Consider the following 24,840-nt stretch of genomic DNA (forward strand, 5'->3'; position numbering starts at 1 on the left):
TGCTGATCCCCCTCCCTCTGATATATCTCTATCCTGAATGTTCTCCCCCGGGGCCGGGCCGGCGGCACCCTTCAGGCGGGACCAGGATCTCAAACCTCGCTCCCCTGCCAGGTGTCCCCCGCTCCCTGATGGAGATCCCGGTGGCCGAGAGGATCTCTCGCGTCAGGAAGAGCCCGAGGCCAGAGTGCGAACCGTACTGCCTCTCGAAGATCTTTTCTTTGATCTCTGCGGCCACGCCCCTGCCGTCGTCCTCGACGGTGATGACCCCCCGCCCCTCGAACTCCGAAGCGCTCACCTTCACCGTCGTGACGGTGCCGCCGTGCCTGATGGTGTTCTCGAAGAGGTTGTAGAAGACCTTCCTGAAGAGAGGGTCGGCATAGATTTCAAGATCCCCGGCCTCCACATCGAGGGCGATGCCGTGGTTCTTGAGGATCCTGGATGCCTGATCCGCCTCGATCGCCACCGACTGCCACTCGGGCGTCCTGATGCCAAGATCGCGGTAGTCCTTTGAGGCGGCGATATGCTCTGCGATCATCTCCGAGGCTTCGAGGATCCGCCTGACGTACATCTTCTGCTCTGAATCTTCAGGCGTGATCTCGTCGAGAATCCCTCCGTACCCGGCGATCACTTCGAGCTGGTTCTTGATATCGTGCTGGGAGATCTCGCTGAGGATCGAGACCTTTTTATGGGCGATGCGGAGTGCGTCCTCGGTCTCCTTGAGCCTGCTGATGTCCCTGACCAGGAGGAAGTGGCCGGTGGTCCTGGAGCGCCAGTCGGTGATGGGAGAGATGCGCAGTTCGTAGTGTTCTCTGCTCCCGTCCGCCTTTTTCATGCTCTGGACATGGGTGGCCTCGTATTTTCCTTCATATCCCTTCTGGAGTTCAGGGAAATGGTTGATGAACTCCGCCGCCGGCAGTCCGGTCAGTTCTTCCGAGTGGTGCCGCACCATCTCCTCGCCTTTTTTGTTCGCCTCGATGAGTCTGAACTGTGGGTCGAGGACAAAGATGCCGTCGGTGAGGGCGTTGAAGTACCGGTCCTTGGAGAGGGGAACCGTGCCGAAGAGCCCTTCCTTAAGCGCCCCGGCCGAGGCGGCGAGAGCGGCGGCCATGACACAGAGGACACACCATCCTGCAGACGGGGTCAGGCCGGACGCCGTGAGAGGGGGTGAGAGGACCGCCGCCCACGGGATGAGCGCTCCCATCAGAACAAACCCGATCTGACGCCTGTACATCGCCGGTGCCGTGAGGAGCATCGCCACCAGGAAGATGATGCTTATGATGACGACGAGGTACGCTGCGCCGGTGATGAGGAGGTACGGGGTGCCCTCCACGAGTTCTGTGATCGTCATGGTGTTGGAGAGACAGAGCACGACCGCAGTAACCGGGACGATGGCGGCGGAGAGGGTCGCGGCCAATGTGAACCTCTGTTCTTTGCCGGTATACAGCATGACAAAGGCCATCCATGCCGGAACCAGGACGGCGACCCCGACGAGCGCCGCCTCCCCCCAGAAAACCTGCCAGTTCCGGCCGAGCGGGAGGAGGGCCGATCCTTCGCCGAGCGACCAGACCAGAACCCCGAGGGCGAAGACGAAAAATGCCCGTGCACCTGATGCTTCACGGCGTTTCCAGCTCGCGAAGGCGATGACCGAGGCTATGGCGAGCGAGGCGACCATGACAAAGGTGCCGGGGATGTAAGCGTACATTGCTGCTGACTCTCTGGTGCTGGTGTGGAGATCTGACTGAAATGACTGGATTACGGCACGATACGACAAGGCTTGGAGTTTGATCTGATGTTTCTCCGGGATACTGATCTATCTTTGGGAGAATGAACCGGATTCTCGTATGACCTGAGGCCTGCGCCGTGGGAGGTGCCGCACCTCGCGCAACGCGCTCAGGATCTCTCCAGGATTCCAGGCCATCCGGGGACCGCCTACGGAACTGGTGCGAGGGGTTGGAGATATGCCTGAAATGGGGAGGAAAATCTCTCTATTGCGAGGAGATCGCGAGATTTCGATGAGATCTGACAGAAGGTTTAAACCCGGAAATACGAATCTCTGATCAACGCACTCACAGGAGGTGAGGCACCATGGCAAAGAAGGGTAGCAAGAAGCAGCCGAAGGAACCCAAGCAGTGAACTCCAGTTCACAAAGCCCCCTATATTTTTTTTTATTCTGCTCACACGGACCAATACACCGGCCAAAAAAATAGGGCGGGGTCCATACCCCATCTACTCTTCGGATTTTTCTTCAGCCGGTTTTTTCACGGCCTTCTTCTCGGGCTTGACATAGGTGATCTTCACCGTCTTCACGCCCTCGTGCTCTGAGAAGGCCGGGCGGTACTCGGCATCCATCGAGAGACAGTGCACCGGACAGACCTCCACGCAGCAGTTGCAGACATGGCACTTGAAGAGGTCGATCTCCCAGAGTTTCTCGTCACGCATGACGCAGATCGCATCGGCCGGACACTTGCGCATGCACATCCCGCATGAGATGCACTTTGCGGGGTCGATGGTCACATGCCCGCGTGAGATCGGATACTGCTTGGCCGGTTCGGCCGGGTAGCGGATGGTGGACGGGCCGTGGATGAGCGACTTGATCACCGTCTTTGCCATCTCGAAATATACCATCTCTCTCACCTCTCCAGACACCCGATGCACGGGTCGATGGTCAGCACGATCACCGGCACATCGGCAAGTTCGCAGCCCTCCAGCATCTTGACCAGGGGCGGGATGTTCGTCATCGTCGGCGTCCGCACGCGGTGGCGGGCAAGTTTTCTGGTGCCGTTGCCCTTGACATAGTGGATCACCTCGCCGCGGGGCTGTTCGGCCCGCGAGAAGTACTCGCCCTCGGGCTTGCCGGTCACCTTCACCTCGATGGGACCGTCAGGGATCTTCTGGACCGCTTCTTTGATCAGGTCGATGGAGGTGAAGAGTTCCCGTGCCCGCACCGCACACCTGGCATAGCAGTCGCACCCGTCCTCGACGACCGGCTTGAAGTGAAGACGGTCGTAGGCGGCGTACCCGTTCATCCTGATATCTGAAGCGACCTTGCTCCCCCGCAGCGTCGGGCCCACGGCGCCGAGTTCGTAGGCGTCCTCAGGCGAGAGCATCCCGACGTTCTTGAGCCTGGACTTCACCGAACTGTCGAGGAGGAAGACGTCCATCATATCCTTGAGCTCGCCCCTGATCCCCTCCAGACCGTTGACCATCTCGTCGAGTTTCTCGCTGTCGATATCTCGGCGGACACCGCCGACCTTGGCGGCCCCCTGGATCACCCGGCCGCCGGTCGTCGCTTCCATGTCGTCGAGGACATGCTCGCGCAGACGCCAGGCGTCCATGAAGAGATTCTCGAAACCCATGCCGTCGGCAAAGAGCCCGAGCCAGAGGAGGTGGGAGTGCATCCTCGAGTACTCCGACCAGATCACCCGCAGGTACTCGGCACGCTCTGGCACCTCGACGCTCATCAACTGCTCGATGCCCTGACAGTAGGTCATCCCGTGGATGAAACTGCATATCCCGCAGATCCGCTCGGCGATATAGACATATTCAGGATATTCCCGCTTTTCGACCAGCGTCTCCAGGCCGCGGTGGACATAGCCGACCCCCGGAATCGCTTCCTTCACCTTCTCGTCCTCGACGACCAGGTCGAGGTGGAGGGGTTCGGGGAGCACCGGGTGCTGCGGGCCGAAAGGCACGACTATTTTCTTTGACATGGTTCCTCCCCCCTGAAGGTGACGTTTGCAAAGGGAAACTTCTTCGCCGTCTTGAAGAGCGTGCCGTTGTAGTCGAGGCTCATGCCCTCGAACGTCAGGCCGAAGAAGTCGTGGATCTCGTTCTCGTAGATGAAGGCCGCCCAGTAGATCCCTGAGATGCTCTTCACCGTCGTCTCTGGCGGCACCATGACCCGCAGGCTCTCGAAGTGGAAATCTTTGTCGAAGCTGTAACTGAGCTCGAAAGAGTCCTCGACCATCGAGCAACTCACCTGGACGAGGCGGAAGCCCCGGTTATGATAGACCTGCACCTCCTTGTGCAGGTCTGCGAGGGCGATCTCTCTGAGCACCTGTTCTTCAATTGCCATGCTGTCTCTCCGTTTCTTTCATCGCTGTCCGTTTCTCTTCGAGGATGCCCAGGGCCTTGACGATGCCGTCGATGATCGACTCGGGCCTTGCGGCACAGCCGGGGACATAGACGTCGACCGGGATGACCTGGTCGACGCCGCCGGCCATATTGTAGCACTCCCTGAAGACCCCGCCGGAGCAGGCGCAGATCCCGACGGCCACCACGACCTTGGGGTCGGGGATCTGTTCGTAGGTGTTCTTGACAACCTCACGGTTGATCTCGTTGATCCCGCCGGTGATCACAAAGACATCGGCATGTTTCGGGTTTCCGGTATTGATGATCCCGAAGCGCTCCACGTCGTACAGCGGGGTGAGGCAGGCGAGCACCTCGATGTCGCAGCCATTGCAGCTGGACGCGTCGTAGTGGAGCAGCCAGGGTGACTTTTTCAGATATGCCATGCTTCAGACCCCCACATAGTAGTAATATACGATGACGAGGTTCAGGAACCCCAGGATTGCGGCAACGCCCCACCCGCTCTTCATGGTCCACTGCCACTTCATCCTGGAGAAGGTGTTGTCGATGAAGATCTCCAGGAGGTAGGCGAGGGCGATGACCACGACGGCCAGCACCGGGTTGAACCCGAAGAAGAGATAGATCATCCCGAGGAGGACGACGGTCTCGTACCAGTGGGCGATCTCGATCTTGCCCAGGACCGGGCCGGCGAACTCGGTGGTCAGCCCTTTCACCAGTTCCTGGTGGGCATGGTGCGAGGTCGAGATGTCGAAGGGCGACTTGCGCAGTTTGATGGTCAGGATGGTCAGGAAGCCCAGGAAGACGCCCGGCAGGTACAGGATCGCCGGGACTGTCGAGGTGGCGATATCGCTGATATAGAAACTCCCGGTGACCATATAGAGCCCGACCGCCGTGAGGATCACCATCGGCTCGTAGGCCATCAGGGTGATCAGTTCGCGTTCTGCGCCGATGTAACTGTACGGCGAGTAGGCGGCGTACGCACCCAGCACGATGAAGATGTGGGCCAGAGTGAAGGCGAAGATGACGAGCAGGAAGTCGCCTCCGGCGAAGAAGTACGCACCGCTCACTGCCATGAAGACGAGGTAGGCCAGGATGTAGAGGTTCTGCGAGGGAGTGACGGTGACGTCCTCCTTCTCGAAGAGTTTGGCCACATCGTAGAAGGGCTGGAGGACCGGCGGGCCGACCCTGCCCTGCATCCTGGCGGTGACTTTCCGGTCGATACCGGCGATCAGTCCGCCGAGGAGGGGGGCGAGGATCAGGAAGACGATGGCTGTGATGATCGAGGTCACAAGATCACCCCCTGGCTCATGCCCCATGCAACCAGGGCCGCGGCCACCAGGATGAGGAGGATACAGACCGGGTTGCCCCAGCGCAGGAGTTTCTTCTCGCCGAAGTATTCCTCGAAGTAGTAGTTTCTGGTGGTCATCTCGCGCTGGATGCCGAGAGACCCGGCGAACTTCAGGTCAGGTGTCGTAGACCGACCGCCCATGTAGACCGGCAACTTCCGGCTCTCTTTGCTGGAAGTGTACAGGGAGAGCGGCAGGAAGAGCAGGAGGAGAACCATGAGCAGCATGATAATGATGTTGTCCTGTGCAAGCCGCGCCGTCTCGCCGTAGACTCCGAGGACATAGGGCTCGATGAGCACCGAGGAGACGAGGGGGAAGAGCAGGGCGGCGAGCACGGTGAGTGCGGCGAGCGAGGAGAGAACCACCCACTTGCCGCGGGAGACTGTTCCTTCGAGGTTCTCACCGAACGGTGTCACCGCGAGGATCTTGCCCATCCACTTGGCCCAGAAGAAGACCGTGACGGCGCTGCCGAAGGCGAGGATGGTGACAAAGACGATCCCGAAGGGTGCGTCGATGAACCCCTCGATCGCGGCCCACTTGGAGATGAGCATGCCGAAGGGTGCGAGGAACATGCCGGCGATCCCGATGGCGATCATCACGGCGATCTTCGGGAACTTGACGATCAGTCCGTCCATGTCCTCGATGTCCCGGCTGCCGGTGCGGTGTTCGACCGTCCCGACGCAGAGGAAGAGGAGCGACTTCGCAACCGCGTGGAAGATGATGAGCATGATCGCGGCCCAGACCAGTTCGGGCGTCCCGACGCTGGCACATGCAACGATGAGCCCGAGGTTGGCGATGGTCGAGTAGGCGAGCACCTTCTTCGCGTTGGTCTGCGAGATGGCGATGGCCGAGGCGAGCAGGAAGGTGACGGCGCCGACCATGCCGAAGGCCACGCCGGCAAGGGTGCCGAGGAGCACGGGAGCGAACCTGACGATGATGTAGACGCCGGCCTTGACCATGGTGCTCGAGTGGAGCAGGGCGGAGACCGGGGTCGGGGCGACCATTGCGCCGACAAGCCATCCGGAGAAGGGCATCTGTGCCGCTTTGGTGAGGCCTGCGAAGCAGATGAGCACCGCGGGGATGATCGCAACAGACTGGCCGGAGGCGATGAGGGCGTCGAGTTCGAAGAGTCCGCCGGCCGGGTCGACACTTGCGAGGTACAGGAAAGACGCCGCAAAGGCGATCCCGCCGAGGAGGTTCAACTTCAGGGCGAGGAAGGCGTTGTTCGTCGCTTCTTCGGTCTCGGAGTAGCCGATGAGCAGGAAGGACGAAAGCGTCGTGATCTCCCAGAAGAAGAAGACCCAGAGCAGGTTGTTCGAGAAGACCAGCCCGAACATCGCGGCCAGGAAGACGAAGACCACGAAGAAGAACATCTTCCTCCGGTCTCTCACCTCGGGGTGGTGCTCGTGGTAGGTGTTCATGTAACTGGTGGCATAGACGGCGATAAGGCTCCCGATGATACCGATGATCAGGGCCATGATGATGGAGAACTCGTCGATGAAGAGGTTCTTCACGGGTTCGAGCCCGCCGGCCATGGTCATCTCAAAGTAGAGCGTTATGGCGGTCTGTACAAGTACAAGCAGGACGGCAAGGTATTGCTTGAACTTTATACCCAGGTACAGCAGTAGAAGGGCGATGGCCATCTCGATGACAAACATCACCTGCGCCGTCGGTTCAAAGGGGAAGGGGAAGTAAACCGACCCTCCGGTGAAGGAGGTTGCGAAGAGGTAGATGGAGCCAAGGGAGATGACCAGACCCGATAATGCAATAATTGCATCTCTGATCCGGTTATTAGGCAACAATAACAGGATGAATGCAATTATACAGGGAAAGAGTATCAGGAATATTAGTTCATTCATCCGTATCCCTCACTCATTCGGTGGATTCTAGGGGTTTATTAACCATCCGAATCACGCACTTTGATCAGTAAAAAACCTGTCGATATTACGGGTTCTCGCATGGTTTTCATTTGTTCTTCGTCTTCTGGCGCAGTCTGTGTCTATCGGGTTTTAGATATTCAATTTATTTTTTATGCCAAATTTGGGATTATTTTTCATTTTTTTCATTTATGCGCGCTCCGATCTGCAAAAGACCTTCATGATTAATATTTTACATGATCGAATCCACATTTCCTGCTCAAACCCTGGGCTTTTATTCTCTGTGTCCATAAGGTACATGCAATGCGTCCGTCATATCTGGGAAAGATCGCGTTGCACTGGTGCGATCACTGTCATGCACCGGTCCTCGGCGAACAGTGCGCATGCGGGGCCGAGGCAAGATCGGTCGCCATCACTCCGCCGGGTGATGCCCGGCCCGCGATGGCCGCCGACGTCGAACTGGTCAATGCGGTTTTTCAGGAGCACTTCGGTGTCCCCCTCATCCCCGAGGGACACCTTGCCGTCCTCAACAAGGTGCCTGAGATCGACCGGATGGAGGAGGTGGTCCTCGGCGGGACCATCGTCGCCGCCATCCGTTATCTCCCCAAAGAAGGAGTCTGGGAACCCCTCCCGCGGCCCGCGGCCGCCAGGTACTGCACGCCGACAAAGCGATACGTCGTCGTCGACGATGGTGCCGTGCCCTTCGTCAGGGACGGGTCAAGCCTCCTTGCTCCCGGACTCGCCGAGATCGAGGACTCGGTCAGGGCGGGCGACGAGGTCTTCCTCCTCTCGCAGTCGGGCGAGTGCATCGGCGTGGGCCGGGCCAAGGTCGACGCCGCAGAGGCGCGCACCATGACGCGGGGCCAGGTGGTGCGGACACGCAAGACCGCCCCCGCAGAGGTTGTCCCCGGCCCGGCGACCTGGGACGAGGCGGTGACGGCGAACCGGCGGATCCTCGATGCCTATGAGGGTGCCTCCATCGATTTCATCAAGAAGGTCTGCGCCGATCACGAGGATCTCCCGAGGAACACTTCGTACTCCGGCGGCAAGGACAGTCTTGTCACGCTCCTGCTGGTCCTCAAGGCGGTCGGGAAGGTGCCGCTCCTGTACGCGGACACCGGCCTGGAGTTCCCTGAGACCGAGTCAAATGTCGCGACCGTCGCCGCCCGGTACGGTGTCGATGTGGTGCGGGCCGAGACCGGGGAGGCGTTCTGGGAACACTTCGCGGTCGAGGGGCCGCCTGCGGTCGATGCCCGCTGGTGTTGCCGGGTCTGCAAACTCGAACCTGTCGGGCGGGTCATCGCCGAGCGGTGGGGCGAGTCGCTCTCCTTTATCGGTCAGCGGAAGTACGAATCTCTGAACCGGAAGCGGAGCCCCAGGGTGTGGCGGAACCGGAAGGTCAGAAACCAGCTCTCGGCCGCTCCGATCCAGCACTGGACGGCCCTCCATGTCTGGCTTTATCTCTTCAGGGAGAAGGCGCCGTACAATGTGCTGTACGACCGCGGCCTGGACAGGATCGGGTGTTTTATGTGCCCGTCAAGCGACCTTGCAGTGCTCGAAGAGATCAAGAGAGATTACCCGCACCTCTGGGAGAACTGGGAGGAGCGGCTTCGGGCCTGGCAGGAGGAGCACGGCCTGCCCGAGACCTGGGTGACGGATAGCGAATGGAGAAAACAGGGGTCTGGCAGGGATGAAGAAGATAGTTATAATTGATTACGGTCTGGGGAACCTCCGGAGTGTCAGCCGCGGGCTTGAGAAGGCGGGGGCCTCGGCTGTGATCTCATCCGACCCGGAAGCGATCGCCGCGGCCGACGCCCTCGTCCTCCCCGGCGTCGGGGCGTTCAGGGACGGGATGGAGATGCTCGGCCCCATCGAGGCGACGGTGCGGGAGCAGGCCGGCGAGGTGCCGGTGCTCGGGATCTGTCTCGGGATGCAGATGCTGATGGAGAGTTCCGAGGAAGGCGGCCTGCGGGCGGGCCTGGGCCTGGTCCCCGGCACGGTCAGGCGTTTCCCGCGGGTGCCTGAGATGAAGGTGCCGCACATGGGCTGGAACACGCTCTCGGTGCCGGCCGACGAACCGCTCTTCGATGGAGTGCCCGACGGGTCGTACGTCTATTTCGTCCACTCGTACTATGCCTCGGCCCCGGCCGAGCATACCATGACCACGACCGAATATATCCACGAGTTCGCGTCCTCGGTGAAGAACGGGATGGTCTATGGGGTTCAGTTCCATCCTGAGAAGAGCGGGGAGACGGGACTTTTGATCCTGAAAAATTTTATAGAACTGGATTGAAAGGGGCGGCGAGCCCTTCTCTGTTTTTTTGTCGGTGCGGCGTGATGGCGGCACGTCTGAACGATCACCATACCGATCCCTCGCGCTGATCGATCGCATGCATTCCTCCATGAATCGCACCGGGGGCACGGCGGTTTCGATCCTTCTGTGAGGGCGGCTCTTATGATCGGAGAAGCCCCGCCCACCAGGCGCGGGGCGGTTCACTCATCGAACAAGGGGTCCACAAAAAATAGAGAACTCCTTCAGGCCCGCTCTTCTCTTTTCCGGTAATACGAGAAGTACAGGTAAACCTCGTAGAGCAGGAGCAGCGCGATCACGCCCGCCCCACCGAGGAAGAAGGCGACGACGCGGGCGTCCAGCCCCGGCCCTGCATCCGGCCCCACATCCTGCTCAAGCCCCTCCGTCCCACCGCCATAGGCGGTGGGCTCGGGGGTCATCAGCACGCGCGGCATCGCCGGCGGCATCTCCGGGGCCGGTGCGATGATCGGCAGGAGGAGCGCGGCGGCCAGACTCGCAATGACGACGAACCCGAAGAGGGACGCGTATTTGAGAAGGATCGACTTGATGTCCTTCACCGGCGGAGCGACGATCAAGAGCCGTTCGGTGAGGCCGTAGACCTTCACCTCGCGCCCTTTCGTGCTCCACCTCGTCTTCACGATCTCGATCAGTTCAGCCTCGGCGAGGTTCTCGATATGATATTTGAGGGTGGTGATGGGGATGGAGAGACGCTCGGCGATCTCGGCGGCGCTCCTCGGGCCGTCCTTGAGAGATCCCAGGATGTCGTTGGCCGTCTGGCTCGACATGGCCTTTGCGATCTTCTTCGCCCGCTCGTCTCCGGGCTCCAGCACTACGATCTCTTCAGACATTGAGCTTGGCTGCGATGAGTGCCCGGCCGCGGGCAAGAGCCTCGTTGATCATCGAGGCGTCCTGGCCGCTCCCCTGGGCAAGGGTTGGTTTTCCGCCGCCTTTCCCGCCGAGGGCCGCGCAGACCTCGCGGATGATCTCGGTGGCATTCAGATCGTCGGTCGGCGAGGCCACGACAGCGTGGACCCGGTCGGTCCCGCCGGCGAGCACGGCGATCTTCCCGCTCTCCGCGACCCGTGAGGCAAGGGCGACCAGTTCCTTGGGCGGGAGGTCGACCTCCTTGATCACGGCCTCGAGTCCGCCGATCTCCTCGCCCTTGAGCTGGTTCACTTCGAGTTCGACGACCTTCTCCTGCAGTCTCTCGATCTCCTTTCTCTGCTCCTTCCACTCGGTGAAGAACCTGGTCACGCTGGAGGGGAGGTTCTCCTGCTGGACGCTGAGGGTCTCGGCCGATGCATCGATGAGATCTTTGAGGTGCTGCATCGCATAGATCGCCGCGATCCCGGCCGAGAACTCCAGACGCTCGAACCCGTCCTGGATGTGCTCGACTCTGAGGATGGCGATCGGTCCGACCTCGCCGGTGGACCGGCAGTGGGTGCCTGCGCAGGCCTGGACGTCGCCTGCCATCTGGACGACCCGGATCACCTTGCCCGGCGGGACACCGCCCTGGTAGAGACCGAAGCCGTACTTCTGCTCGGCCCTGGTCCGGTTCTCCTGGCTGATGTAGACCGGGAGGTTCTCCATCACGATCTCGTTGGCGCGAAGTTCGATCCTGGTGAGTTCTTCAGGTGTGATATGCTTGAAGTGCCTGAGGTCCAGGCGCGAGGTCTCGCTTCCCTTCTGGGCGCCGGCCTGGTGAATGTGAGCGCCGAGCACCTCCTGTGCGGCGTGGAGGAGGATGTGGGTGGCGGTGTGGTGACGCATCAGCGACCATCTCCGCTCCTCGTCCAGGATACCCTTCACCCGCTCGCCGCGCTTGAGGGGCGCGCCCTGCACCTTGTGGAGGATCACGTTGCCGAGTTTGACAACGCTCTCCACTCTCGCGACCGTCTCGGCGGTGACGAGGGTGCCGGTGTCCGAGGGCTGACCGCCGCCTTCAGGATAGAAGAGGGTCTGGTCGAGGACCACGTACCCCTCGAAGACGTCGATGACCATCGCCTCGAACTCGAAGGAGGCAGGCTGCTCGTAGTAGAGCGCCCTCGTCTCCGGCAGTCCGCCGGCCCGGTCGTGGAACTTCGCCAGCGGGTCTTCGGCCTTCTCAGGCCGGTTCTCGGAGTGGATGTCGGCGATCTGCGAGTAGAAATCGTCCGGGATATCGACGACCGCCCCTTCCTGGGCGGCGATCTCCCTGACCATCTCGGGCGGGATGCCGTGGGAGTCGTACAGGGTGACGACCTCCTGGAGAGGGATCCGCTCGCTCTTCTTCTTGTACGACTTGGCGAGACGCTGGACTGTTCTGGCGCCGCGCGCGAGGGTGGCGGCGTACTTCTCGGTCTCGCGCTCGATGATGTCCCTGACCACGCTCACGCTCTGCTCAAAGGAGTCGGTGCCGATGGTCCGTATCTGCATCTCGACCAGGTCGGCGAGAGTGTCCTTGAGGTCGAGGTCGCTCATCATCCGCAGGGTCCGCCTGATGACGAGGCGGGCGAGGTAGCCCTCCTTGACATTGGACGGGACGATGCAGTCGCCGAGCATGTAGGCCAGGCAGCGGGTGTGGTCGGCGATGGCGTAGATCTTCTCGATGGGAGTGATCATCCGGTCGAGTTTGTCGAGGGGGACGTCGATGGCGTCCGCGACCTTCCGGCGGAGCTGGTAGAGGTTGGCGCCGCTGATGTCCATGAGCCCGGCAAACTTGGCGTTGAGCCCGAGGATCTTGGTGAACTCCTTGTTGTCAAGGAGGTGTTCGAGCCCGGCGGACTGCATCAGGTGGCTGACCATCGTGGGGAAGACGGCGTCGTAGACGGTCGGCGAGCCGCGGGAGGCCCAGGTGATCCGCTCCAGCCCGTAGCCGGTGTCCACGATCCGCATCTTCATCGGGTAGTAGGGTTCGCCTTCGAGATCGATCGGTTCCTGATCGTTGGGCTCCCTGGTGAAACACATGAAGACGAGGGTCGCCACTTCGAGCCCGGCGATGAGCACCTCGACCGAGGCGCCTGCGTTGCCGCCGCCGATCCAGGGGTGTTCCTTGTAGGTGACCTTTTCCAGGTCGGCACCGATGGAGGCGAGGAACTGGTCGCAGAACTCGACCGTCCGGTCTTTCCAGTAGATGTCCTCGACGGGTGAGTTGAAGGCATGGTGGGCCATCATCTCAAAGAGCGTGAGGTGCCTGCCCGACCGTCCGACCGAGTCGAGGTCGTTGAGCCTGATGCAGGGCTGGGAGATGGTGAGCGGGTTGGCCGGCGGGGGCACGAGTCCGCTCGTCACATAGGGCTGGAAGTCGGCGATGGATGCGATGGTCAGATAGATGTCGTCTCTCCAGCGTGCGACGACAGGATACCGTTCGATCCTCGTATGGCCGTGGCGCTCGAAAAACGAAAGAAACGCCTCTCTCATCTCGTCAAGGGTGTGCGGTTCAAAGACCGGGTTGCCGATGAATGAGTACGGCTCGCAGGGGGCGTCGCCGCAGGTCTCCCGTTCGGGATCGCGCGTCCAGTAGGCTGCACCGCACTTGGTGCAGATCTTGCGCACGAATCCCTGGGATTTAAAATAATCAAGTTGATACTCTTCTTCGAGCATTCAAAACCACGTCTTGGTATTGTATTACTTGTCAATGATTCATAATAGTGTTCATCGTGCCTGCCGATTCTCTCCCAGGAAGTCGAGATACCAGGCGTCTTTTTGAGTGTATTGGTTGGTAAGAGTGGCGATCCGGACGGCCAGGATGTGCCGGCAACATCGGCCCCGGTAGGTGAAGTCTTTGCAGGTGCAGAAATCGTCTTCAACGATATAATCTTCATCTCGTCCTTTGACCACGAAAAAATCGTTGTATTTCTCGACTCTGCCGCTTTCGACCGCTTCGACGGCCTTCTGCCCGCGCATCCGATACCGCTTGCGAAGGCCATCGCGGATCTCGGGGGTGAGGCCGGCCTCCTTAACTTCCGCCCAGAAGTCGATCATGGGAAGGTGGTGAGGCGGGGTGCGTCCGCGATATATTCCCAGCCTTCGCGCAGGGCGAGCGCTTCCATCGCCGGGGCTTCGAGGGCGTAGTGAGTCGACTCGATGCAGGGGATGGGAGAGGTCCGGGCGACGTGGTGCTTCAACTCCGCAGAGAGGAAGGCGTCGGCGCCGAGGGCGACCGCTTCCTCGATGAGGTCGGGGTCGAAACCGCTCCCGCCGACGACGCCGAGGCGTTCGGGATCTTTTGCCTCGCCCCAGACCCTGACGTTGCCGCCGATCCGCTCGACCATCTCCGCAAGCGGGAGGGTGCAGCGGCCGACGACGCCGAGCGACATCCTCTCGGTATCTTCGAGGCCGAGGCGCTCTGCAAGGATGTCGTTCACCCCGCCGACGGCGCGGTCGAAGTTGGTGTGCATGCCATAGAGGTTGATGCCGTGGCTGAGGAGGGGGGCGAGGACCGCTGCGTCCTGTCCCCGCACCGCGGTCACCGGCGTCCAGAGGGGGGTGTGGTGGACGACGAGGAGGTCGGCGCCCATGGCCGCGGCGGTTTTTGCCACGGCGGGCGTGGCGTCGAGGGCGCAGCAGACCGTCCCGACCTCCTCCCGTCCTTCGACGATGAGACCGATCCGTCCCTCGTCGAATTCTTCTGCAAGGTCAGGCGGTGCAATCTCTTCGAGACGCGCAACAAGGTCTGCGATATGCATACTCAGGAGTCGCCGTCCCCGATAATGAAACGATGTATTACCTGAGGTAATTGGAAAGACCTATTAATATGCTCAATCCATATCAGGATATGGAGAAGTCCATCGAAGAGATTAATATAAGAATACGCGATGGCAACGCCCGCGTCGTCACGGCAGAGGAGATGCCGGAGATCGTCGCGGAACTCGGCGAGGAAGGAGCCCTCAGGGAGGTGGATGTGGTCACCACCGGTACCTTTGGGGCGATGTGCTCATCAGGCGCCTTCCTCAACTTCGGTCATGCCGACCCCCCGATCCGGATGGAGCGGGTCTGGCTCAATGATGTCGAGGCCTACAGCGGACTGGCGGCGGTGGACGCCTACCTCGGGGCGACGAGCGAGTCGACGACGCAGGGGAACGCCTACGGCGGCGCTCACGTCATCGAGGACTTCGTCTCGGGCAAGGCGATCGAACTGCGCGCCATCTCCAAGGGCACCGACTGTTATCCGCGCCGGACGGTGACGACAACCCTGCTCCTCGAAGATCTCAACGATGCCGTCATGGTCAATCCGAGGAATTCTTTCCAGTGTTATGACGCCGCTACGAACATGACCGAGCGTGTTCTTCATACCTATATGGGGATGCTCCTTCCCCACAGCGGCAATGTCTCGTTCTCGGGTGCAGGCGCACTTTCCCCGCTTGCAAACGACCCCGCGTACCATGTGATCGGGAGCGGCGTCCCGATCTTCCTGGGCGGCGCCCAGGGGATGATCGTGGGTCAGGGCACCCAGTCCTCGCCGGCGACCGGGTTTGCAAACCTGATGACCACGGGAAATCTCAAGGAGATGAACGCGGACTTTCTCCGCGCCGCGACCTTCATGGGCTACGGCGTGACGATGTACGTCGGCGTCGGTGTGCCGATCCCGGTCGTGGACCTGGATGTGGTGCGGAGCACGGCGGTGAGAGACGAGGAGATCATGACCGATATCGTCGACTATGGTACGCCGAGCAACAACCGCCCGACCATCGCCCGCGTCAGTTATGCCGAACTCAAGAGCGGGAAGGTGGAGATCGGCGGCGAAGAGGTCAGAACGTCCTCGCTCTCCAGTTACCGGAAGGCGCGGGAGGTCGCCGAGTGTCTCCGCACCTGGGTGGAGGGAGGTTCGATGGAACTCACCCTCCCGACCCGCCGGTTCAACGCGGCCAAGCGGACCGGTCCGATGCGCGAGACGAAGGTGGTGCCCAGGGTGCGCGAGATCATGGACACGCAGGTGGTGGCCGTCGCCGAGGACGAACTGATCAGTGCGGCCGCGGCGAAACTGCTCAAGGGCGAGACCAACCATCTCCCGGTCCTCAACGGAGACGGGCAACTGGTCGGGATCGTGACCACTTACGATGTCACCAAGGCGGTGGGGAGCACCCGCGACCTCACGGTGGTGCGGGACATCATGACCCGCCGGGTGGTGCGGACGTCGCCCGAGGAGGCGGTGGATATTGCGGCCCAGAAACTCGAACGGCACAATATCAGCGCTCTGCCGGTGGTCGACCAAGCCAACCGGGTGATCGGGATGCTCTCTGCGATCGATCTAGGAAAGCTCCTTGGCGGGAGGTGGCAGGCATGAAACTGCTGGTCTCGTTCTCCCGCAAGAAGGTCAGCGAACCGATCATCGCAAGGGTGGTCAGGGATACCGGGGTGCTCATCAATGTCGAGCGGGCGCGGATCGAGCCGAGCGAGGGGAAGGTGCTGATCGATGTCCCTGACGAGAGTGCAAGGTTGATCTCCGAGAAGATGCGCGCACTCGGGGCCGCGGTCGAGGTGCTGGAGCACGCCGTCATGCACGACGACGATGAGTGCGTGGACTGCGGGGCGTGCGTCAGCGTCTGTCCGCAGGAGGTCTTCTCCTTCGACGAGGAGTGGAAACTCACCCTCGACCAGAGCAGGTGTGTCCTCTGCGGGCGGTGCGTGCAGGCCTGCCCGCATGGGGCGTTGACGGTGGAGAAGTAATCTTTATACTTTTTTTGTCGAGACCTCCGGTGCGAGAGGGTGGTGTAGAATTGCTCATGAAGCGAAAGCACGCCTCAAGCATACGGGATGAAAATATTTGATCAGATCTGGATCGATTCCTGACCCTCATCCTTGCGATGGAGGTGCGAATCGAAGTCGAGCATCATGCCGCCCCTCGGCTATCTTCGGTCCGTGGGGGGTCCGGGGGGTGAAACCCCCCGGCGCGAGACGGTGGGGAAGATTCGACAATTGGGGGTGGCACCTCGGATCGACATGCCTTCCGATCCCTCCCTTCACGACAGGGCCGAGGACACGGTCACCACTCATCGCCGCCCTCGCCCCCCGAAGCGAGAGGGCTGAACAAAATCCTCCGGTGGGGGCGGCACATCCGGTCCTGCATTGTCCGATCCTTGCACGGATCGATTGCACGCCGTTCCCCGCGCTTCGATCAGATTTATGATTGAACACGCCGAACACGAACGATCAACAGAAGGCACCGGACATGCCGACACCATTCGAGATCTATCATGACGGCGAGTGGTGGTGTGCCCGCGGCGTGGGGGCGGACATCTTCACCCAGGGCAAAACACTCGACGAACTTATGAAAAATATCAACGAGGCCGCGGCCCTCCACCTTGCGTCCCCAGAATTTTTTGAAGGAGAAGACCCAACCCGCTGATCGAGAGGATTTTTTGATGATCAGAGAGCACTTCGAGTACAAACAGACGATCACGACGGTGCTTGCCGACGAGGAGGCGCACGTCGCCGCGGCGAAGGAGGGGATGCTCCGGGCGCGCGAGGAACTGGAGGGCTTCATCGCCGCCGACCCTTTCTTCGGGGTGACCTTCGAGCCCTATGCTCCCGATGCGGAAAGCCTGACGGTGCGGCGGATGGGCGCCGCCTCCCTGGAAGCGGGCGTCGGGCCGATGGCGGCGGTGGCGGGAACGATCGCCTGGGCCGGGGCCGAGGCGATGCAGGCGGCCGGGGCGAGGTTCGGGGTCGTCGACAACGGCGGCGACATCGCCCTCTTCTCAAACCGCGAGGTGCGGGTCGGGGTCCATGCCGGGGCCTCGCCCTTCTCCGACAGACTTGCCTTCGTCGTCCCGCCGCAGGAGGAGATCCTCGGCATCTGCACCTCGTCGGCGACGGTCGGGCCTTCCATCTCCTTCGGGGTTGCGGACGCCGTCTCGGTCTTCTCCCGCGATGTCTCGCGGGCCGACGCCTGGGCCACCTCGCTCTGCAACACCCTCGCCCCCGGCGACGAGGCGGCCTTCGCCGCGCTCGAAGGCGCGGCGGCGGAGGGGGTGCTGCTGATCATCGGAGAAGAGATCGGCGTCTGGGGGGAGGTGCCCGAGATCGTCGGGGCGACGGTCGACCCTTCCCTCATCACCAGGGGGGAGGCGAGACCTGAAGATCGCCGGTCAACTACCCCGCCCTGAAGGACGGGGCTTGGGGGAGGAGTCCTCTCCTAATTTCATTCGCACGAAGATTGCTCGTATGCGAGCCTTATTCGTACAGGCCGGTTGACGCGGCCCCTACCGATTATCTGTTCAAGAACAGAATCACCGGCTACCTTTCTCATGATGTTGATCGCACCGTTCACGTCTGCGTTCAGCAACATTCCGGTCGAACTCTGGTACAAACCCCTCTTCACCCTCCTGGATTTCCCATACTCCTGGTCCCGGATCTCATCCCCGGCCAGAGCGTCCGTCCGTGAGGTGTACGCCTCGTCCACCAGATGATACTGGATCCCGTAAAACTCGCATTTCGAGGCAAGTTTCTGCTTGAACTTCCCGTACGGGATCTGGACGAAGTTCTGGTTGTTCTTTTTCCCGTGGTTGATGCTCTGCTTGATCCCGGCAAGTTCCCCGATGCAGATGTTTCCAATACGGTTGTCCAAACAATACTGAACGATGTGGTGAACCGCACGGTTCATGAACTCGTTGATCCGGGTACCTCTGGAAACGAGAAGGCGCATCTGACGGTTTGTGAGGGATGTGATCTTCTGGTGATCCTTGATCGACTGGATCTGGGCGTTGGTCTTGTTGTACTGCCGGTTCAGAGATTTCACGTACCTACCACAGATGATCTGCGGAGTCCCGGTAACAGTATCAACGCAGGTTGCAAAATTGTCAAGCCCCAGGTCGATGGCAAGGAATCGAGATGGATCGGGGGTTGGGTCTGGCTCAGGTTTTGTTTCGGTGTACACGTACTTGATCCTGAACGCTCGTCCGTCGTACAGGGGGAGAATGTGAATCTCCTGGACTTTATCTGCGAATGGGAGCAGGTTCTTTGGAAGAGTGAACCTGAGCATTTCATGAGCGTCAGGGTTCTGTTTCTTAAGTTCCTGAGATACGCCAAGTTGGACGATCCCGTCTATGATCGAAAACGCGTTTCGGGGGAAGGCGACGAGGAAGTAGCCGTCTTTATCAAGATACCGAGGAATAGATGGTTTATCTACTCTGCCGTTCTTGTAGAGAGAGAGCAATCCGAAGAAGGAACGCATGTTGCGCTCAACGAACTTGAGAGTTTGTTGAGCGGTTGCAGCTTGCAGGATCTTGTAATTCTCGTTCGTTTTGCAAAGGTGATAGTTCTGCGGATACTTGAGAAATGTACCGTTTTCGAAGAACCATTGGCGGGTAGTGTACAACCCGACGTTGTACAGGTTCTTCGAGCACCTACACAGGTACCGAAGCATCTGGTACTGCCGCTTGGAGCACCGGAGGTGGTTGGTCTGTGCAAGCATAGATAATAATAGAATTATGTAAACATGAGGATGTTGGTTGCGCGAGAGGGAAGAAGGTCAAAAGGGGCGCCGCTCTCATCCCCGGCCTGAAGGCCGGGGTCTTCACGCTCTGCCCCTTTACCCCGCAAGATAAATGTGATCTCGGGGGTCTCGGGGGAAGCGCCCCTCGGTGCGTAGGCGGGGGAAGGCGTGATGATCCGACGTGCCGCCCTCAATTGCAGAATCTCCCCGGCCATCTCGCGCCGGGGGGCCGTGCCCCCCTCATCACGCGAGGTGCTCGTAGACGTAATCGACCGCCCGCTCCCGCGCTCCCTTCCCGGTGAAGCGTTCGTAGGTCTTCTCCCCGTCGGTGACCTCCACCGCCGCTCCGTCTTTGCCGACCAGAAAGATCAGTTCGAAGACATCGGCCTCGTCGAAGAAGACGCCTTTGAGAGTTTCCGAGGCCGGGGTGAGCATCAGCCGCTCGGCCTGGAGTTCGCCGCCCGGTTCTTCCCTGAAAAAATAGAGGTATGTCTGGTAGGCGTTGAGGAGGTCTGAGGTGAGGATTTCGAATCTCAGGTCTTCGGAGAGGTCGTCGAGGAGACGGACAAGTCGTTCGTCGTCTTCGTCGGCCTTTTCGAGGAGTCGGTCGGCGATCTCTGCAAGTTCCTGGTAATCGGTCATACCTTCTCTCCTCGTCTCTTCAGGATAAAGTATATTGTGGCACCACGCACAAAATACGGTGTGAAAACCGAAGAATTCGACTGGATGGTCTACCACATAATCGCCTGGGGCCAGGCCGCGACCATCCCCGCCCTCGTCGAGCACGTCGGCGGGGACAGGGCGGCCGTCGAGGAGTCGGTCGGCCGACTCGTCTCCTATTTGCTCATCGAACGGGACGGCGAGACGGTGCGGGCGCTTTCGGTTGAAGAATCGATTCTGAAATGTCAGTTGAAAAATACCGCCGGCATCCCGCTTGAGATCGAGAACGGCGTGATTAAGATACCGGATTTTGCACGGAGCGGTGACAAACAATGAGAAAAGTATGCATCCTCAGGCTCGGTCACCGGCCTGAACGTGACCACCGGGTCACCACCCATGTCGGACTCACCGCGCGCGCCCTCGGCGCCGATGGGATGTACCTTGTGGGCGAAGACCCGGTGATCGTCGGGTCGGTCAGAGATGTCGTCGAACGCTGGGGTGGAGAGTTCTTCATCGAGGACAAGGTGAAGTGGAAGCATTGCATCAGGCAGTGGAAGGAACGGGGCGGGATCGTCGCCCACCTCACGATGTACGGCCTTGAACTCGGCGAGGTCGTCGCCGAGATGCGGGAGCGGACCGAAGACCTGCTCATCATCGTCGGGGCCGAGAAGGTGCCGGGCGATGTCTACGGGATGGTCGACTACAATGTCTCGGTAACCAACCAGCCTCATTCCGAGATATCGAGCCTTGCCATCCTCTTGGACCGCCTCTTCATGGGTCAGGAGATGGGGAAGAAGTTCGAAGGAGCAAAGATCCGCGTCGAGCCCTGCGAGGTCGGCAAGCGGGTGATCGAGCTGTGAAGCGGGTGCTCGTGGTCGGCTTCGCCACCAGGCATGTGGTCGGGTCGGCGCGGCGGGCCGGGTACGAGGTCTATGCCGTCGACCATTTCTGCGACCAGGATCTCTGTCAGGATGCGGAGCGGCACCTGAAGTTCGAGGAACTCGACGAGATCCCCGACTTGGTCTCCGAGATCTGCAATGGGCACACGGTCGACTGGCTGGTGACCACTTCGGGGGCCGAGGAACTCTCGGTCCCGATCCCGCATGCCGGTCCTTCGGCCGAGTGCTCGGCGAGGTTTCTGGACAAACTCGAGATCCAGCATTTCTTCGAAAAGAACGGGATACCGACTCCTGCTCTCGTTGACGGACGGTTCCCGGCGATGGTCAAGCCCCGGCACGGTGCCGGGGGGTGGCGAAACCGGGTGGTCAGGTCTGCGGAAGAACTGCGGGCCTGGGAGGAGGAGTGGCCCGATGTCCCGGCGATCACCCAGGAGGTGGTCGGGGGTGTCCCGGCCAGCGTCTCCTGTGTCTGCGACGGGAAGCGGGCCGTGGCGCTGGCAGTCAACGAGCAACTGCTCAGGGGCGGGGACGGCGACCGGGCATACGGGTTCTCGGGCTCAGTCACCCCCTTCGTCCACCCGCTCGCAGGCCGGATGATGGGGATCGCCGAGGAGGCGGTGGCCAGGAGCGGGTGCGTCGGGTCGGTCGGTGTGGACTTTGTCGTCGGGGCCGACGACCTCCGGGCGATCGAGATCAACCCCCGTTTCCAGGGCACCCTCGACACGGTCGAGGCCTCGATCGGGGAGAGTGTCTTCCGGCACCACCTCGACGCCTGCACCGGCCGTCTTCCCGCGGCCAGGCCCGCGCCCTGCCAGGTGGCGGCGAGGGGGATCCTCTTCGCCGACCGCGACCTCGTGGTGAAAAGAGATCTCTCTCCCCTCTCCTCCTGCATCGCCGATATCCCGTGGCCGGGCACTGAGGTGGAGGAAGGGAGTGCGGTGGTCAGCGTCTACGGCTCCGGGCCTGACCGGGCCGCCGCCCTTGCATCGCTGGATAGAAATATAACACGCGTCCGTCAATATATGTCCTGATGGTTGGCATTGGCGATATGCTGGGGGATCCGGCGGTCCGGGCCTATCTTCTCCGCCTGATCGAGGCGGAGGGGCTCGAACTCCTGGAGAAGTTCCCGCCTGAGGGCGAGTACTCGGACGAGGAACTCGCGGAGAAGACCGGGATCAACCTCAACACGGTCAGGCACACGCTCTATACGCTTTACGAGAGGCGGCTTGCCGAATACCGGCGGATCAAGAACCCGGAGACCGGATGGCTCACCTATCTCTGGACGCTCCGGTCCGACAGGTTCTATCCCGTCATAGGCCAGGATCTCGAACGGATCCTCGATATTTTGCAGAAGCGCGAAAGATACGAGGAAGAGAACGATTTTTACATCTGCGACGAGTGCGGGATCTTCACGTTCAACGATGTCTCAGACACCAATTTCACCTGTCCGGCCTGCGGGGGTGCGGTGAAGCACTTTGACAACGAGATGTTGCTTGTCGCCCTGAAGCACCGGATCGAGGAGATCCGATCGACGATCGGGAATGCATGAGGAGATTCTGAGAAAGGCGGGCTGCGACGAGGGGGTCGTCGCCCATTGCAGGGCGGTGACCGCTGCCGCGCGGGAATACGCGGGGTCGTCTGCGGTCGACCGCGATCTTCTCCTTGCCGGGGGGATGCTCCATGACCTGGGGCGGTCGAAGACTCATGCCCTCGGACACGCAGAGGCGGGTGCCGATCTGGCGCGCGCGCTCGGTCTCCCCGACGAGGTGGTCAGGATCATCAGGCGGCATATCGGTGCCGGGTTGACTCCGGAGGAGTGCGCGCTCCTCGGTCTTCTGCCTGCGGACGCGGTGCCGCAGAGGCTCGAAGAGCGGGTGGTCGCCCATGCCGACAACCTCACGAAGGGGACCAGGCATATCACTCTGGAGGAGCGGATGGACCGTTCGGTCGTTCTCGGACGGAAGGCGGCGGTCCGGGTCTTCAGGCTGGGTCTCGATCTCGAACCTCTGAGGCATCTGCCCGGTGGCATGTCAATGCCGGAAGGTCGCCGCGAGAACGTACCCGGACGATAGAACTCTCTGGCCGTGGAAAATTATTGGTGAGTCAAGAACACAGGGTCGCCAATAGAATGGAGTTGAATGATAGCAATTTTTTTGGCCGTGGATACATCCTCTGTGCCGGTGTGCGGGGATGGAGCGGCGATCCTGTTCAGTCGCGAGATCAAGGGCGCCTCCGGATCCGGGATGTGAGCGATGACCGGGTACTAGATCATCAGTTTTTGCACCTGCGGGAGGGCCCGCAGTTCTTCGATAACGCCGAGAGGGAGGGGTTCGTCGAGGATGATGACCAGTCTGGGCGACTCGGCGAAGTAGGGGTCGGTCACGAAGATCTGTCTGATCGCAAGGTCGTGTTCGGATAGTATTCTGACCGCGGCGCCGACGATCCCTTTCTCGTGGGCGTCGGTCGGGAGGATGGTGATGACGGTGAGGCCGAGGGCCTCGGCGACCTTTGAGAGGTCGGGGGTCGCCCGCATGGAGGAGAAGACTTTGCTGGTCCAGTCCATGCTCTGGATGCGGCGCGCCGTGGCGTCGACGACCCGCCGGTCGGTCCCGATGGTGCGTGCGATATGGGTGGCCGGGATCTCGATGTCATTACAGGTGATGCGCCCTTTTTCCGAGACGCCAAAGCCGTTTTCAAGTAAAAATTTCACGACTCTGGCCTGTGCAGGCGAATCGGCAAATTCCTGCATGAGTGTTTCCCACATATTCACCAGAGATTACACGCATGCACTTTATTATCCTTGGGGTCCGGGGCGGTCTGCGCTTGCCACCGGATCCAGGGCAGTTCTCCGGTTTTTCGGATCGTCCCGGAGAAAGGGGGGGCTGGATGGGCCATGATTGAGCGATAGATTCAATTACTTTGAGATCCTTCTTTATAGGGTAACAGGCGAGGGTTGCCGAGCCAGGTCAAAGGCGCAAGGTTGAGGGCCTTGTCACGCAGGTGTTCGAGCGTTCGAATCGCTCCCCTCGCACTCACTTTTTACAATGTCTCCGGTATGAGCCCGAGCGTTCTTTTCCTCTCTATCCCGGCCCCGCAGGTATAACTGCGTGCAGGAACAACCAGTATATTCATCTCTGAACATCATGACCCGCGAAAATCTCCTTCCTATCCTGTATGGGCTGACGTCGGCGCTGCTCTTTGGTGTCACGGCGCCGTTCTCGAAATTGCTGCTCGAGGGGGTGGGGCCGATCACGATGGCGTCGCTGCTCTTTCTGGGAAGCGGGACGGGTCTGTTTCTTTATCTTCTCGGGGGATCGTTCCTCGGGCACGGGCGTGACGGGGTCGAGGCATCTCTCGCGCCGGCCGATCTCCCGTGGCTCGCGGGGGTCGTCCTCTTCGGCGGGGTGCTCGCCCCGGTTACTCTGATGATCAGTCTGGCCCAGACGTCGGCGGCCACGGCGTCCCTCCTCCTCAACTTCGAGGCGGTGGCCACGACGGTGATCGCGGTGCTCTGGTATCGGGAGCCGGTGGGGGGACGGATGTGGGGCGCGCTCACTCTGATCACGTTCTCGTGTGTCATCCTCTCGTACGTGCCCGACCAGCCGTTCGGTCTCTCGGTGGGGGCGCTCGGGATCATCCTGACCTGCACGTTCTGGGGGATGGACAACAACTTCAGCAAGCAGATCTCGGCGAAGGATCCGATTCCGATCGTGATGATCAAGGGGTTCGGGGCCGGTGCGGTCACCTTCGTCATCGCCCGTCTCTTCGGCGAGGCGATGCCAGACCCGGCCACCTGTCTTGCGGCGATGGCGATCGGGTTCCTGGGCTACGGCGGGATGATGAGCGTCTTTTTCATGATGGCGCTGCGCGGGATCGGGTCGGCGCGGACGAGTGCGCTGGTCTCGACCTCGCCGTTCTTCGGGGTCTTCGTCTCGTTCCTCCTCTTCACCGAGGAGCCGAGGCCGGCTTTCTTCGTCTCCCTGCTGGTGATGGCCCTCGGTGCGTGGCTCCTCATCTCGGAGAGGCATGCCCACGCGCACCGGCACGAGCCGATGGCCCACGAGCACCGGCACCGGCACGACGATCTCCATCACGATGGTCACGATCACCCGCCCGGCACCCCGCCGCTCGATGCGAAGGGTTACCACTCTCACTGCCATGATCACCCGGAGATGGTCCACGACCACCCGCACTCGCCAGACCTCCATCACCGGCACGCCCACAACTGAACGAGCGCAAGGTT

The 24,840-nt window shown here is 60.9% G+C and carries 26 protein-coding genes and 1 tRNA gene; 13 read left to right on the top strand and 14 right to left on the bottom strand.

Annotated features, from left to right (window positions below):
• Positions 1-28 precede the first annotated feature (28 nt).
• The 7 genes from RJ40_RS00195 to RJ40_RS00225 all read right to left on the bottom strand — a co-directional run bounded on the left by RJ40_RS00195 (position 29) and on the right by RJ40_RS00225 (position 7,234).
• Positions 29-1,702 (bottom strand): histidine kinase N-terminal 7TM domain-containing protein, encoded by a 1,674-nt coding sequence (locus tag RJ40_RS00195; RefSeq protein ID WP_265581323.1) that lies wholly within the window; start codon positions 1,700-1,702, stop codon positions 29-31.
• A gap of 524 nt (positions 1,703-2,226) precedes the next feature.
• Positions 2,227-2,625, bottom strand: coding sequence for a 4Fe-4S binding protein (locus RJ40_RS00200; protein WP_265581324.1), 399 nt, complete (start codon positions 2,623-2,625; stop codon positions 2,227-2,229).
• Positions 2,626-2,630: 5 nt separating this feature from the next.
• The gene (locus RJ40_RS00205; protein ID WP_265581325.1) at positions 2,631-3,710 is read right to left on the bottom strand and encodes a hydrogenase large subunit; all 1,080 of its coding nucleotides are present in this window, start codon (positions 3,708-3,710) and stop codon (positions 2,631-2,633) included.
• A complete protein-coding gene (locus tag RJ40_RS00210; protein WP_265581326.1) occupies positions 3,695-4,075 on the bottom strand; it encodes an NADH-quinone oxidoreductase subunit C in 381 nt (126 codons plus the stop codon). Before RJ40_RS00210 ends, RJ40_RS00205 begins: the two co-directional genes overlap by 16 nt.
• Positions 4,065-4,514 (bottom strand): NADH-quinone oxidoreductase subunit B family protein, encoded by a 450-nt coding sequence (locus tag RJ40_RS00215; RefSeq protein ID WP_265581327.1) that lies wholly within the window; start codon positions 4,512-4,514, stop codon positions 4,065-4,067. Before RJ40_RS00215 ends, RJ40_RS00210 begins: the two co-directional genes overlap by 11 nt.
• Positions 4,515-4,517: 3 nt before the next feature.
• Complete coding sequence (locus RJ40_RS00220; RefSeq protein WP_394357389.1) at positions 4,518-5,378, bottom strand: respiratory chain complex I subunit 1 family protein; 861 nt, start codon at positions 5,376-5,378, stop codon at positions 4,518-4,520.
• A complete protein-coding gene (locus RJ40_RS00225; RefSeq protein ID WP_322743885.1) occupies positions 5,375-7,234 on the bottom strand; it encodes an NADH-quinone oxidoreductase subunit 5 family protein in 1,860 nt (619 codons plus the stop codon). Before RJ40_RS00225 ends, RJ40_RS00220 begins: the two co-directional genes overlap by 4 nt.
• A 381-nt stretch (positions 7,235-7,615) precedes the next feature.
• Between RJ40_RS00225 and RJ40_RS00230 the strand changes: the two genes are divergently transcribed.
• Both RJ40_RS00230 and hisH read left to right on the top strand, forming a co-directional pair.
• Positions 7,616-9,025 (top strand): phosphoadenosine phosphosulfate reductase domain-containing protein, encoded by a 1,410-nt coding sequence (locus RJ40_RS00230; RefSeq protein ID WP_265581331.1) that lies wholly within the window; start codon positions 7,616-7,618, stop codon positions 9,023-9,025.
• Entirely contained in the window at positions 9,003-9,605 is a 603-nt protein-coding gene (hisH, locus tag RJ40_RS00235; RefSeq protein ID WP_265581332.1) for an imidazole glycerol phosphate synthase subunit HisH, read from the top strand. The genes RJ40_RS00230 and hisH overlap by 23 nt, the downstream gene beginning before the upstream one ends.
• A 242-nt stretch (positions 9,606-9,847) precedes the next feature.
• On the opposite strand, the gene RJ40_RS00240 is transcribed toward hisH, so the two are convergent.
• From RJ40_RS00240 to RJ40_RS00255, 4 genes are read right to left on the bottom strand one after another with little or no spacing between them, the layout of a single operon-like run.
• Positions 9,848-10,471 (bottom strand): ArsR/SmtB family transcription factor, encoded by a 624-nt coding sequence (locus tag RJ40_RS00240; RefSeq protein ID WP_265581333.1) that lies wholly within the window; start codon positions 10,469-10,471, stop codon positions 9,848-9,850.
• Positions 10,464-13,205, bottom strand: a complete 2,742-nt coding sequence (gene alaS, locus RJ40_RS00245) for an alanine--tRNA ligase (RefSeq protein WP_265581334.1) — start codon at positions 13,203-13,205, stop codon at positions 10,464-10,466. Before alaS ends, RJ40_RS00240 begins: the two co-directional genes overlap by 8 nt.
• Before the next feature lie 51 nt (positions 13,206-13,256).
• On the bottom strand, positions 13,257-13,586 hold the full coding sequence (locus RJ40_RS00250; RefSeq protein WP_265581335.1) for an SWIM zinc finger family protein: 330 nt from the start codon (positions 13,584-13,586) through the stop codon (positions 13,257-13,259).
• Complete coding sequence (locus RJ40_RS00255; protein ID WP_265581336.1) at positions 13,583-14,290, bottom strand: Nif3-like dinuclear metal center hexameric protein; 708 nt, start codon at positions 14,288-14,290, stop codon at positions 13,583-13,585. Before RJ40_RS00255 ends, RJ40_RS00250 begins: the two co-directional genes overlap by 4 nt.
• A gap of 89 nt (positions 14,291-14,379) precedes the next feature.
• On the opposite strand from RJ40_RS00255, the gene RJ40_RS00260 reads away from it, so the two are divergent.
• From RJ40_RS00260 to RJ40_RS00275, 4 genes are all read left to right on the top strand, one after another.
• Positions 14,380-15,888 (top strand): homocysteine biosynthesis protein, encoded by a 1,509-nt coding sequence (locus RJ40_RS00260; RefSeq protein WP_265582586.1) that lies wholly within the window; start codon positions 14,380-14,382, stop codon positions 15,886-15,888.
• Entirely contained in the window at positions 15,885-16,271 is a 387-nt protein-coding gene (locus RJ40_RS00265; RefSeq protein ID WP_265581337.1) for a 4Fe-4S binding protein, read from the top strand. Before RJ40_RS00260 ends, RJ40_RS00265 begins: the two co-directional genes overlap by 4 nt.
• 502 nt (positions 16,272-16,773) lie before the next feature.
• Entirely contained in the window at positions 16,774-16,950 is a 177-nt protein-coding gene (locus tag RJ40_RS00270) for a type II toxin-antitoxin system HicB family antitoxin (RefSeq protein WP_265581338.1), read from the top strand.
• Positions 16,951-16,966: 16 nt separating this feature from the next.
• A complete protein-coding gene (locus tag RJ40_RS00275) occupies positions 16,967-17,710 on the top strand; it encodes a UPF0280 family protein (protein WP_265581339.1) in 744 nt (247 codons plus the stop codon).
• 35 nt (positions 17,711-17,745) lie between these two features.
• Here RJ40_RS00275 and RJ40_RS00280 read toward each other — a convergent pair whose 3' ends face one another.
• A complete protein-coding gene (locus RJ40_RS00280; RefSeq protein WP_265581340.1) occupies positions 17,746-19,017 on the bottom strand; it encodes an RNA-guided endonuclease InsQ/TnpB family protein in 1,272 nt (423 codons plus the stop codon).
• Between the two features lie 264 nt (positions 19,018-19,281).
• Positions 19,282-19,680: a hypothetical protein gene (locus RJ40_RS00285; RefSeq protein WP_265581341.1), complete on the bottom strand. Its 399-nt coding sequence runs from the start codon at positions 19,678-19,680 to the stop codon at positions 19,282-19,284.
• A gap of 60 nt (positions 19,681-19,740) precedes the next feature.
• Here RJ40_RS00285 and RJ40_RS00290 point away from each other — a divergent pair, with 60 nt between their 5' ends.
• Genes RJ40_RS00290 through RJ40_RS00310 form a run of 5 tightly spaced genes read left to right on the top strand, consistent with a single transcriptional unit; the run spans position 19,741 to position 22,669 of the window.
• Positions 19,741-20,034: a MarR family transcriptional regulator gene (locus RJ40_RS00290; RefSeq protein ID WP_265581342.1), complete on the top strand. Its 294-nt coding sequence runs from the start codon at positions 19,741-19,743 to the stop codon at positions 20,032-20,034.
• Complete coding sequence (locus RJ40_RS00295) at positions 20,031-20,558, top strand: tRNA (cytidine(56)-2'-O)-methyltransferase (protein WP_265581343.1); 528 nt, start codon at positions 20,031-20,033, stop codon at positions 20,556-20,558. Before RJ40_RS00290 ends, RJ40_RS00295 begins: the two co-directional genes overlap by 4 nt.
• Positions 20,555-21,628 carry an ATP-grasp domain-containing protein gene (locus tag RJ40_RS00300; RefSeq protein WP_265581344.1) on the top strand — a complete coding sequence of 358 codons (1,074 nt, stop codon included), beginning with the start codon at positions 20,555-20,557 and terminating at the stop codon, positions 21,626-21,628. The genes RJ40_RS00295 and RJ40_RS00300 overlap by 4 nt, the downstream gene beginning before the upstream one ends.
• Positions 21,628-22,146, top strand: coding sequence for a transcription factor (locus tag RJ40_RS00305; RefSeq protein WP_265581345.1), 519 nt, complete (start codon positions 21,628-21,630; stop codon positions 22,144-22,146). Before RJ40_RS00300 ends, RJ40_RS00305 begins: the two co-directional genes overlap by 1 nt.
• Entirely contained in the window at positions 22,139-22,669 is a 531-nt protein-coding gene (locus RJ40_RS00310; RefSeq protein ID WP_265581346.1) for an HDIG domain-containing metalloprotein, read from the top strand. The genes RJ40_RS00305 and RJ40_RS00310 overlap by 8 nt, the downstream gene beginning before the upstream one ends.
• A gap of 191 nt (positions 22,670-22,860) precedes the next feature.
• On the opposite strand, the gene RJ40_RS00315 is transcribed toward RJ40_RS00310, so the two are convergent.
• Positions 22,861-23,361: a regulator of amino acid metabolism, contains ACT domain protein gene (locus tag RJ40_RS00315; protein WP_265581347.1), complete on the bottom strand. Its 501-nt coding sequence runs from the start codon at positions 23,359-23,361 to the stop codon at positions 22,861-22,863.
• A 182-nt stretch (positions 23,362-23,543) separates the two neighbouring features.
• Here RJ40_RS00315 and RJ40_RS00320 point away from each other — a divergent pair.
• Positions 23,544-23,628 (top strand) — tRNA-Leu (locus tag RJ40_RS00320).
• 112 nt (positions 23,629-23,740) lie between these two features.
• Entirely contained in the window at positions 23,741-24,826 is a 1,086-nt protein-coding gene (locus tag RJ40_RS00325; protein WP_265581348.1) for a DMT family transporter, read from the top strand.
• Positions 24,827-24,840: the final 14 nt, after the last annotated feature.

Source organism: Methanofollis aquaemaris (genome assembly GCF_017357525.1).
Taxonomy (GTDB): Archaea; Halobacteriota; Methanomicrobia; order Methanomicrobiales; family Methanofollaceae; genus Methanofollis; species Methanofollis aquaemaris.